Here is a 9,547-nt window from a genome sequence, read left to right as displayed (position 1 = left end):
GCGCGAGGACGTCCTAGCGCGTGCCGTCGAGCAGACCGTCGCCGTCCTCGTCGACCACGACACCGAGCGGCGCTGGGTCGAGGAGAACGTCCCGGCGCTGCGCGCGTTCTGCGGCATCGACGTGGTCGCCGAGCAGTACATCGCGCTGTATGGCGACCTGCAGCCTAGGTGAGTTCCTCGGCGAGCAGGTCCATGATCAGTCCGTCGCGCCACGTCCCGTCCGGCGCGCGTGAGTAGCGCCGCATCACCCCGACCGGCCGGAATCCGACGCGCTCGTAGGAGCGGATGGCGCGCGGGTTGTCCGCGGCGGGGTCGATGGTGAGCCGGTGATGGCCACGGTCGGTGATCAGGTACCGCCCCAGGGTGCGCAGCGCATCCGCCCCGAGGCCGCGGTGGTGCCAGTCCGGATGCAGCGAGATATCGATGCCGGCGCTGTGGTACTCGGGGTCCTCCTCCTCGAGGTATTGGATGAGCCCGATCACCTCGCCGTCGGCCTCGATGGCGAGCACAACGGTGAGGTCACGGTCGTCGCGCGCGATCAGCTCGGCCTGCACGCGCTCGAGGTCCCATCGTCCCCACCACTCCGCCACAGCCGGCTCGGCGAGGATCTCCGTCAGTCGCGGGCCGTCAGCCACGGTAACCGGGCGGAGCCCCACCACCTCGCCCTGGAGCGTCGGTCCCACCGCAGCCTCGGCACACATGCGGTGACTCCTACCACCTTCATGCACCCCGCGTGATAACCAGAGCTGGCGTAGGATGTTGACATGGCACAGAACAAGACCGACCACGGGGTGCGCTTCCGCCCCGGGATGGTGGTCAGCCCCGGCGAATACCGCAACGTCGAGACGGGCGCGACCCGCTACTTCGACGGCAGCTCGCCCATTCCGGGCGGGGTCAACTCCGCCGCCTGGGAGCAGATCTCCGATCAGCACCATCCCAACAGCGGGCGCGGCCGCCCGGCGGTGCGCAGCGAGCCCGGCAGCCCATCCTCCACTGGCGTTCGCTTTTCCGCCGGCACAGTGGTGAGCGCCGGCGAGTACCGCAACGTGCAGACGGGTGCCACCCGCTACTTCGACGGCAACAGTCCGCTGCCCGGCGGGGCCAACTCCTCCAGCTGGCAGCAGGTGTCCGATCACCACCATCCCGAGCACAGCCGCGGCAGCGCCGGCCGGCGCAGCGAGCCGGGCTCGCCGTCGTCCACCGGAGTGCGCTTCACTGCCGGGACGATCGTGAGCGCCGGCGAGTACCGCAACACGCAGACCGGCGCCGTGCACTACTTCGACGGCAACACGCCGCTGCCGGGGGGCGCCAACTCGGCGAGCTGGCAGCAGATCTCGGATCACTTCCACTCCGCATCGGAGGGGTGATCGCAGCGCTGGCCACGCCGTCGAGCCTCCACGACGGTGAGCTGACGCTGCTTCCCCTGGACTCCGGCATCCCCGCGCTGCTCGTGGCTGCGTCGTACGACGACGAGATCACCCGCTGGACGCAGGTGCCCCAGGGCATGACGCTGCTCGACGCCGGCCTGGTGGTGGCTGGATGGGCAGGCAACGAGCGTGTGGTGCGCCTCCAGGTGTGCCTGCCCGAGCTGTCACCGGCGGGGCTGGTCACCGTGTGGATCAATGCTCGCGACAAGGCCGAGGTGGGCTACTGGCTGCTCGCGGCCGCGCGCGGGCACGGTGTCGCCCGCCGCGCTCTGGCGATGCTCTGCGACTGGACGTTCGCGAGCAGTGACATCGACGAGCTCGAGCTCACCACGCTGCCCGGCAACACCGCCTCGGAGAAGGTGGCGGCCGCGTGCGGCTTTGACGACGCCGGCTTCATCGAGCTCGACGTCAAGGGCGAGAGACGCACCCTGCGTCTCTGGCTGCGCGCGCGCGACGAGGAGAAGCGCAGCGCTGCGGGTCAGCGCGCCTCGGTTGGCACGTAGTCGCGCGGCGCCGGCCCCACGTACTCGCTGTCGGGGCGGATCAGCCGGTTGTCGCGGTGCTGCTCCATCACGTTCGCCGTCCAGCCCGCCATGCGCGACATCGCGAAGATCGGCGTGAACAGCCGCTGCGGGATCCCCAGCGAGGTGTACACCGAGCCCGAGTAGAGGTCGACGTTGGGGTACAGGCCCTTGGTCTCGTGCACTGCCTTCTCGACCGCGACGGTCAGCTCGTACCACTTCTTCTCGCCGTGGCGCTCGCCCAGCTCGCGGCTGTACTCACGCAGGATGGTGGCGCGCGGGTCCTCGGTTCGGTAGACACGGTGGCCAAAGCCCATGATGCGCTGCTTGGCGGCGAGCATCGCCTCGACGTGCTGGCGGGTGCCGGCGACGTCGGGGAGGTCGCGGAGCAGCTCCATCACGCGCTCGTTGGCGCCACCGTGGAGCGGGCCCTTGAGCGTGCCGATCGCGCTGACCACCGCGGAATGCATGTCGCTGAGCGTCGCCGCGGTCACCCGCGCCGCGAACGTCGAAGCGTTCATGCCATGTTCGGCATGAAGGATGAGGCAGACGTCGAACGCGCGCACGTCCGCCGGCTCGGGCGCCTCGCCGTGGAGGAGATGCAGGAAGTTCCACGCGATGCTCTGCTCGGGGTCGACGTCGGCGGGCGCGAACCCCGCGCTGATGCGCTCGCTGGTGGCGATCAGGGCGGGGGTCTGCGCCACCAGGCGTGTCGCCTTGGCGCGGTTGGCGTCGTCGCTGTTCTCGGCGACGTCGGGGTCCGACATGCCCAGCAGCGACACCTGGGTTCGGAGCAGGTCCATGCGGTCGGCGCTGTCCGGTGCGTCGGCCGCGATGTCCCAGACCGAGGCGCGCGGGTCGAGGTTGGCGCCCAGCTCGGCGCGCAGCCCCTGCAGCTCCTCCTTGCTGGGCAGCTCGCCGTGCCAGAGCAGCCAGCACGTCTCCTCGAAGCTCGAGTCCTTGGCGAGGTCGACGATGTCGTAGCCGGCGTAGAGCAGTCGTCCCGTGCGTCCGTCGATGTCGCAGAGCGCGCTGCGCCCGGCAACGATGCCCTCCAGCCCGCCCTTCGGTGTCGTCGAGGCGGGCCGTTTGGGCGTCTGGGTCGCGGCCATCAGCGCGGCACCACCTCGAACGTCCACGATTCGCCGCCGCACTGCGGGCACGCATTGGGGCGACGCAGGCCGATCACGTTGTTGGCGCACCAGTCACACGTCCAGTGGGTGTGACGCACGTGGCGGAGCAGGTCGGCGCGGGTGAGGATGCCGACCAGCCTGCCGTCGCGAGCCACCGGCAGGCGGCGGATGCGGCGCGTCAGCATGATCTCGGCGGCCGAGTCGAGCGTGGCGTTCTCGGTGGTGGTGATGACGTCGCGGGTCATCACCTCGTCGACGGTCTGGCCCGGCTTGCCGAGCACGTCGGACTCGGCGACGATCCCGAGGATGTGGTGCTCATCGTCGACCACGGGGACGCCGGTGATGCGGCTGTCGACGATCAGCGCCACGGCGTCGTCGATGCTGTCGCCGGAGTGCACCACCAGCACGTTGGACACCATCACGTCGGCGACGGTGATGGTCGCCGGGTCGGTGCCGGTGCGGTTCTCGGTCATGTCTGCCTGAGTGTAGGGCTGCGCGCCGGGGGACAGTCTCGGAAACCAAAGGGTCACCCGGGGCGTTGAGCCGTTGCCATGGGTCATCGCCTGCTCCGCAGCCTGCTGACGTGGTTGCCGTTCGCGGTGGTGATCACCTTTGCGGCCGGTGTCGCCTATGGGCTGGACCAGCAGAACCTTCGCAGCGCCGCCAACGACCCGCAGATCCAACTCGCCGAGGACGCTGGCGCACGGCTGGACGCGGGCGCCCCCGCCAGCAGCGTGGTGCCGACCAGCAGCGTCCCGGTCGACATCGCTCGATCGCTGGCGCCGTTCGTGATCGTCTACGACGCCGGCGACAAGCCGCTGGCCTCCTCGGGCAGGCTCGACGGCACGGTGCCGGTGCCGCCGCAGGGCGTGTCGGCCAGCGCCCGCGTTGCCGAGGACCGGGTGACGTGGCAGCCGCGCAACGGCGTGCGAATCGCCGCCGTGGTGGTGGCGTTCCACGGCGGCACCGTGCTCGCGGGTCGCTCGCTGCGGGTTGTCGAGCAGCGCGCCGACGACGCCCTGGCCGTCACAGCCACGCTCTGGCTGGGAGCGCTGGTGCTCACCTGGCTCGTCATCGTCGGCTCACGCCTGGTCGTCGAGCGCCGCGCATCCCGACGCCCCCCGAGCGCCGTTCCGTAACCTACGGAGAACTGTCGGCAGTTTTCAGGAAGAGACCGCATGAGCGATCAGCCGAACCTCCAGACGTCCCGCATCGCTGATCCCATCCCGCTGCTCCCCCGCGGCGACGTGCTCTTCGACGCCATTCCCCTGCAGGCCGTGGTCATGGAGGCGCTTGCGCCCGCCCTCGCCCACGGCTGCCTGGTGGTGCGCGACCGCGACCGCGGTGCGGTGGTCCTCGTCCGCGACGGCGCGCTCGTCGAGGCGCACGCCTTCAGTGGCGCCACCGCGCGCACCGGAGAGGGGGTCTTCTCGGAGGTGCAAGGCTGGGCCGAGGCTGTGGTCACCGCTCATCGTCTCGACCCGCTGCTCGTCGACGTCTGCGAGGCCCTGCTGCGCGGCGAGATCATCTACAGCGACCTTCGCCTCGACTGGGTGGAGTGGCCCAACCTGCTCGCTGACTTCAGCCGCCGCGGCGGCGCCTATGCGGTCGAGATCTTCACTCCGGCGGGACGCGGAGTCACTTGCGTGGCCATCGGCCAGCAGGCGCTCTCGTACACGGACATCCATCCCTCTTTCGGCGATCCCGCCCTGCTCGAGGCGATGGCCTCCAACCGCGACGGCAGCATCCGGGTCCGCCGCCTCAACGCGGCGTCGTTCGCCGCCACGGCCATGGCCACCGGTGGGCAGCTCGCGGACGCCGGATCCGGGCGCTCGGCCCCCGCCTCGCTGGCGTCGGACCCACTCGCCACCGGCGACCGCGGCAACGGCGCGGCGCGCGGCGACCCACGCTCGAGCGCGCCCGGCGCGCACGAGAGCGGCGCCGAGCAGAAGGACCGCGAGCGGGAGCGGGAACGGCAGAGGGAGAGCGAGCCCGCGCAGTCCGGCCCGGGCCCGGTCGGGCCGGCGGGCCGGTCGGTCGTCGACGACGCCCTCCCCGACCTCACCTGGGTGGCGCCGTGGCAGACGCCGTGGCGCGACGAGCCCGAGAAGGGTGGATCGTCGGGAAGCCCGCTGACCGGCCGGCCGGCGTCGACGGCGGCGCGACCGTCGGTGGGGGACATGCTCGGCGACCTGCGCTCGATCGCGCAGCGGCGCCTCCAGCTGTCGGCGTCGCGCGTGGAGACCATCCTCGACGAGGCCGCCCGCGAGCAGCGCCCGCTCGACTCCGTCCTCGAGGAGATCCGCTCGATGAGCATCCGCGGGGTCATGCCCTCGACGGTCGACGCCATGGTCGCGGAGATGAAGATCGCGGCCGCGGAGTACCGCTCGGTCTGACGCGGGCTAGCCCACCTGGATGACCGTCGCACCCGACGTTTCGCCGCTGGCGTAGGTGTTTGCCGTGCTCAGGTTGTAGAACCCGGCCGGCAGGTCGGCCGGCAGCGCGATGCTGCTGGTGAAGGTGCCGGGCTGGCTGTCGTTGGCGGTGATCGGGGTTGCCTTGAGAGTCCTGGTGGCGCTGACGCCGGACTTCAGAGTGTCCGCGTCAGGGTACGGTCCGCTGAGCGTTGCCGTCAGCGTCACCGTCTCTCCCTGTGCCGTGCTCGTCTGCACGGCCGACGCCGAGGTCCAGGACAGTGTCAACGTCTGGCCCGGGTGCCAGATTTGCTGAGGGTTGAAGGCGTCGCAGCACGCGAACTGGTAGCGCGGGTAGCTGACCGTGGGCGTGGAGCCGCAGCCCGCCAGGCAGGCGGGGACGATGACGGCCGCGATCACCGACGCCAGCAACCCACGCACTGTGCGTCACTATACGTCCGTGACTCAGGATCCAATGCAGGTGGTCTTCGCGCTCGTCGACGCGCGCCGGCGCCGTGACATCGACGCGGTGACTGAGCTGCTCGACCCGGCGGTGGTGCACCACGGCGTGACCGACGAGCTGGTCTGCAACAACCGCGACGAGGTGCTGCACAACGTGCGGCGCAGCTTCCAGCACGACGACGGCGGCATCGCCCATCTCGAGCTCATCGCCGCCGGCGACGCGGTGATCCTCGGCGTGGCCGGGCCACGGTTCCGCGAGGCGCCGTGGGCCGAGCTCGGCGACCAGGTGTTCATCGTCCACACCGTCCGCGACGGTCGCGTCGTGGCCATGCGCGACTTCGTCAGCCGCGCCGACGCCTTTCGCGCCGCCGGCGAGCCCGCCGACTGGACCTGAGCCGGCCGCAGACTCACGCCGCCGGAGCCGCGTCCCCGCGAACCAGCTCGGCCAGGCGCCGCTCGGCATACCAGGGGCGCAGGCGCACGATGGTGGGTGGTTTGCCGCGGTACAGCACCACGCCGGTGCCGTCGGGCAGCTGGCGCAGTGCATCGGGCGAGGCCATCTGATCCCGTCGGAGCGAGTAGGAGCGTGATGCCCGCCCCTCGTTGTGGCTCACCTGCACGTCGGTGTACACGCCCCGCCCCACCAGCTTGGCGACGACGTCGGTGGTCTCGGGGTCGCTGATCCCGGGCAGCACCATCTTGCAGCCGTGGTTGTTGAGGATGGAGTTGGCCCGGTCCGCGCCGTAGCGCGCACGCAGCTGCGAGAAGTCCTGGATGATCGACATCAGCACGACGCCGCGCCCCGCGCCCTGCGAGGCCAGTGCCGGCAGCTCCTCGATGGGCACGACATTGGCCAGCTCGTCGAGAAACAGTCCCAGCTCAGCCTGCAGCCGCCCCCCCGGCTGGCGCGCCGCCAGCGTGTACGCGCGCGTCACCACGGTCATGAGGATGCCGACGAACAGCGAGGCGATGCGCTCTGGTGATTGGCGTGGCGTGCAGAGGTACAGTGTGCCGCGCTCGCGCAGGAACCGGTCGGGATCGAAGCCCGACGTCGTCGCCGACGCCGCCACCGCGCGCTCGTTGAACACGTTGAAGATGCGCATCACCGTGGAGAACACTGTGCCGCGTTCCTTCTCGGGGCGCTGGTCGACGGATGTGAGCATGGCCATGGCGCGCTCCGGGTCGGCGTCGCGACCGGGCTGCGCCGTCGCCAGCTGCTGCAGCAGCGCCATCGGCGTGTCCAGGTCGAAGCAAGCGATCCAGTCGCGCACATCGACGATGGTGCGGTCGCACGCCGCCGCGGTGTACAGCAGCGGCGCGATCAGCAGCTTGCCGGACTCCGCCCAGTGCGCCCAGTCATTGTCGCCGCGCGCGCCGCCCTGCTGCAGCCCGGCGCACAACCACGCGGCCACCGTCCAGGCGACGTCGAGTGACCCACATCCCGCCAGTGGTGACCAGCTCACCGTGTCGGCGCTGGGCCCCACCTCACCGGTGGGGTCATACACCGCCACCGGGCCCACAGATCGGCGATGCGCGGCGGTCAGGTCGACCAGCTCGCTCTTCGTCGAGGTGACGATTGCCGGGCCCTGCCACTCCAGCAGGTTGGGCACCACCAGACCCGAGGTCTTGCCGCTGCGCGTCGGGCCGATCACCAGCACCGATGTCTCCGGCTGTGTGGCGATGAGGTGTGTCCCGCGCCGACCGAGCACCAGCGCGCCGGCGCGCGGTGATCGTACCTGCAGCGCGCGCAGGTCGCGCCACGTCGCCCAGCGCGAGGTGCGCTGCAACCGCCCCGGCACCAGCATCCGTGTGGCGCCGATGCCAGGGATGCCGCCGGTCCACGCCAGCACTCCGCCGACAACCCCGGCGACCATCACCAGCACCGCGCTCACGATGAAGCCGACGAACAACCACACGTGCGCGGGCGCGGCGGCACCGACCAGGTGCCACCAGACGATGGCGTTGCCGTCGGCGCGGTACAGGCTCACCAGCCGCACCGGGTTGATGAAGTCGAGCGGCGCGATCACCGGGTGGCCACCGCTCACCATTGCAGCAGCGGTGAGCAGCGACCACGGCAGCAGCCACGCCACCACCAGCGCGCTCAGCACCAGCAGGTCACCTCGCCGCGACCGTGCTCGCGGCACCGCTCCATCGTTCACAGCCCCGCACCCTATCCGCGCTCAGCGGACAGGACGCGGACAACAAGCCGACCCCACTCGCCGCGCACCGCGCGACAATGACGCCGCGCCCCCGTAGCTCAGTTGGATAGAGCCGGAGTTTCCTAAACTCTGTGAGTCGCAGGTTCGAGTCCTGCCGGGGGTACCAGCGCCACCGGCTCCTAGCCGACGTTGAACCGGGTATCGGTTCGTATGCCCAGGTCTCGCCAGAACTCAGGACTTGTCACGCCGCGCTGTTGGGCGCGCCTATCCTCCTCTGGCACTCCTGCCCGCGACTAGTATCGCGCGGACAACTGCGCACGAGCGCCACAAGCGGTGTCGGATTCTGCCCGCACCATAGCTGTTGTGCCGCGCCGACGGCGACTCACCCGTCGTGCTCACCTGGTCGAGCTCAGCCAACCCTCCGCGAGGTGCCGAACATCTGGTCCAGGGTGACGGGGGTGAGTCCCTCGGCGGCGAACTTCGCGCGCAGCTGGTCAAACAGAAGGGTGACCGCCGGGTGGTTGGCGTGGCCGAGAACGATGGCCCCCGGGTGGCCGTATAGCCCCGCCGCGCCCAGGATCTGCGCGGCAGTCTTGACACCGGAGTCCCCGAAGGTCCCACTCCAGTTGACGATGTGTGTGAAGCCCAGCGACGCGGCGACGCCATCTGTGTGAGTGTTGCGGCTGCCGAACGGGGGCCGCAGCCACGGACGGCTGGTGACGCCAAATGTGCTCTGAATCCACTGTTCGTTACGCTCCAGGTCCGCCCGAATCGCGGTGTCGTTCATCTTCTGCAGGTCGACGTGGGACCACGTGTGGTTGCCGATCTGGACCTGGCCGCGTTCGATCAGCGGCCGCAGCGAGTGCGCACGCGTCTCCCAGTTCCCGCGGACGCTGCCGTTGGGAAAGAAGGTCAGTGCGAAGCCGGTCTCCAAAGCAAACGCGACGTACGCGGCAACCACTGCCGCAGATGTCCCGTCGTCGATGGTCAGCGCGAGGGTATTGGTGTTGTCCGGACCGCGCGAGATGAAGACTGCGGGACCGGGCCGCGGCGGCGGGATTGGATACGGCGCCGGGGCGGGAGCGACCCCGGCGATGGAGTGCGCGCTTAGGTGCCTGATCCCATTGCTGTCAGTTGAATCGGTTGCAAGCGAGGAGGCCCTGAGGACGGGTGCACACCCTGTCAGCGCGGCAAGGATCGCGCCGCTGGCTGTCAGGACCGTGCGCCGCCCCAGTCGGGTGCGCCAAAGGTCCGTGTCTTCGAGGTGATCGAGAACTCCGCTTGTTCGAGTCGGCATCATCGACGTCCTGACCGGTCACTGTTACAACCGAGAATAACAGCCGCTCGGCGAAGCCACGCCCCGTCGCCGGTATCCGACGCGATTGCTGTAGCGCTTCCTGAAATCTGTGAGTCGCATGCCGACTTCGACAC

The 9,547-nt window shown here is 70.2% G+C and carries 11 protein-coding genes and 1 tRNA gene; 6 read left to right on the top strand and 6 right to left on the bottom strand.

What is annotated here, in order from left to right:
• Positions 1 to 164 precede the first annotated feature (164 nt).
• Positions 165 to 701, bottom strand: coding sequence for a GNAT family N-acetyltransferase (locus tag JF886_RS16255; RefSeq protein WP_337314364.1), 537 nt, complete (start codon positions 699 to 701; stop codon positions 165 to 167).
• A 63-nt stretch (positions 702 to 764) separates the two neighbouring features.
• Here JF886_RS16255 and JF886_RS16250 point away from each other — a divergent pair, with 63 nt between their 5' ends.
• Positions 765 to 1,367: a hypothetical protein gene (locus tag JF886_RS16250; protein WP_337314362.1), complete on the top strand. Its 603-nt coding sequence runs from the start codon at positions 765 to 767 to the stop codon at positions 1,365 to 1,367.
• Positions 1,364 to 1,930, top strand: coding sequence for a GNAT family N-acetyltransferase (locus JF886_RS16245; protein WP_337314361.1), 567 nt, complete (start codon positions 1,364 to 1,366; stop codon positions 1,928 to 1,930). The genes JF886_RS16250 and JF886_RS16245 overlap by 4 nt, the downstream gene beginning before the upstream one ends.
• Here the strand turns inward: JF886_RS16245 and JF886_RS16240 are convergent.
• The gene (locus tag JF886_RS16240; RefSeq protein ID WP_337314359.1) at positions 1,906 to 3,060 is read right to left on the bottom strand and encodes a citrate/2-methylcitrate synthase; all 1,155 of its coding nucleotides are present in this window, start codon (positions 3,058 to 3,060) and stop codon (positions 1,906 to 1,908) included. The genes JF886_RS16245 and JF886_RS16240 overlap by 25 nt on opposite strands.
• Positions 3,060 to 3,554 (bottom strand): CBS domain-containing protein, encoded by a 495-nt coding sequence (locus tag JF886_RS16235; RefSeq protein ID WP_337314357.1) that lies wholly within the window; start codon positions 3,552 to 3,554, stop codon positions 3,060 to 3,062. Before JF886_RS16235 ends, JF886_RS16240 begins: the two co-directional genes overlap by 1 nt.
• Before the next feature lie 78 nt (positions 3,555 to 3,632).
• On the opposite strand from JF886_RS16235, the gene JF886_RS16230 reads away from it, so the two are divergent.
• Together JF886_RS16230 and JF886_RS16225 are read left to right on the top strand one after the other, a co-directional pair.
• Positions 3,633 to 4,220, top strand: a complete 588-nt coding sequence (locus JF886_RS16230) for a hypothetical protein (protein ID WP_337314356.1) — start codon at positions 3,633 to 3,635, stop codon at positions 4,218 to 4,220.
• Between the two features lie 39 nt (positions 4,221 to 4,259).
• Positions 4,260 to 5,477 (top strand): hypothetical protein, encoded by a 1,218-nt coding sequence (locus JF886_RS16225; RefSeq protein ID WP_337314354.1) that lies wholly within the window; start codon positions 4,260 to 4,262, stop codon positions 5,475 to 5,477.
• Between the two features lie 6 nt (positions 5,478 to 5,483).
• On the opposite strand, the gene JF886_RS16220 is transcribed toward JF886_RS16225, so the two are convergent.
• On the bottom strand, positions 5,484 to 5,936 hold the full coding sequence (locus JF886_RS16220) for a hypothetical protein (protein ID WP_337314352.1): 453 nt from the start codon (positions 5,934 to 5,936) through the stop codon (positions 5,484 to 5,486).
• A 19-nt stretch (positions 5,937 to 5,955) separates the two neighbouring features.
• Here JF886_RS16220 and JF886_RS16215 point away from each other — a divergent pair, with 19 nt between their 5' ends.
• Positions 5,956 to 6,351, top strand: coding sequence for a nuclear transport factor 2 family protein (locus JF886_RS16215; RefSeq protein WP_337314350.1), 396 nt, complete (start codon positions 5,956 to 5,958; stop codon positions 6,349 to 6,351).
• 13 nt (positions 6,352 to 6,364) lie between these two features.
• Here JF886_RS16215 and JF886_RS16210 read toward each other — a convergent pair whose 3' ends face one another.
• Positions 6,365 to 8,101, bottom strand: coding sequence for a type IV secretory system conjugative DNA transfer family protein (locus JF886_RS16210; protein ID WP_337314348.1), 1,737 nt, complete (start codon positions 8,099 to 8,101; stop codon positions 6,365 to 6,367).
• 102 nt (positions 8,102 to 8,203) lie between these two features.
• On the opposite strand from JF886_RS16210, the gene JF886_RS16205 reads away from it, so the two are divergent.
• Positions 8,204 to 8,282 (top strand) — tRNA-Arg (locus JF886_RS16205).
• A gap of 243 nt (positions 8,283 to 8,525) precedes the next feature.
• Here JF886_RS16205 and JF886_RS16200 read toward each other — a convergent pair.
• Positions 8,526 to 9,413: a polysaccharide deacetylase family protein gene (locus tag JF886_RS16200; RefSeq protein ID WP_337314346.1), complete on the bottom strand. Its 888-nt coding sequence runs from the start codon at positions 9,411 to 9,413 to the stop codon at positions 8,526 to 8,528.
• Between the last annotated feature and the right edge of the window lie 134 nt (positions 9,414 to 9,547).

Origin of the sequence: Candidatus Aeolococcus gillhamiae, from assembly GCF_016464765.1 — a bacterium.
Lineage (GTDB): Bacteria > Chloroflexota > Dormibacteria > Aeolococcales > Aeolococcaceae > Aeolococcus > Aeolococcus gillhamiae.
This window is presented reverse-complemented; position numbering and strand designations above follow the sequence as displayed.

Coding starts and splice junctions, on each gene's coding strand:
- JF886_RS16255 (WP_337314364.1), bottom strand. CDS start 701: ATGTGTGCCGAGGCTGCGGTGGGACCGACGCTCCAGGGCGAGGTGGTG.
- JF886_RS16250 (WP_337314362.1), top strand. CDS start 765: ATGGCACAGAACAAGACCGACCACGGGGTGCGCTTCCGCCCCGGGATG.
- JF886_RS16240 (WP_337314359.1), bottom strand. CDS start 3,060: ATGGCCGCGACCCAGACGCCCAAACGGCCCGCCTCGACGACACCGAAG.
- JF886_RS16235 (WP_337314357.1), bottom strand. CDS start 3,554: ATGACCGAGAACCGCACCGGCACCGACCCGGCGACCATCACCGTCGCC.
- JF886_RS16230 (WP_337314356.1), top strand. CDS start 3,633: ATGGGTCATCGCCTGCTCCGCAGCCTGCTGACGTGGTTGCCGTTCGCG.
- JF886_RS16225 (WP_337314354.1), top strand. CDS start 4,260: ATGAGCGATCAGCCGAACCTCCAGACGTCCCGCATCGCTGATCCCATC.
- JF886_RS16200 (WP_337314346.1), bottom strand. CDS start 9,413: ATGCCGACTCGAACAAGCGGAGTTCTCGATCACCTCGAAGACACGGAC.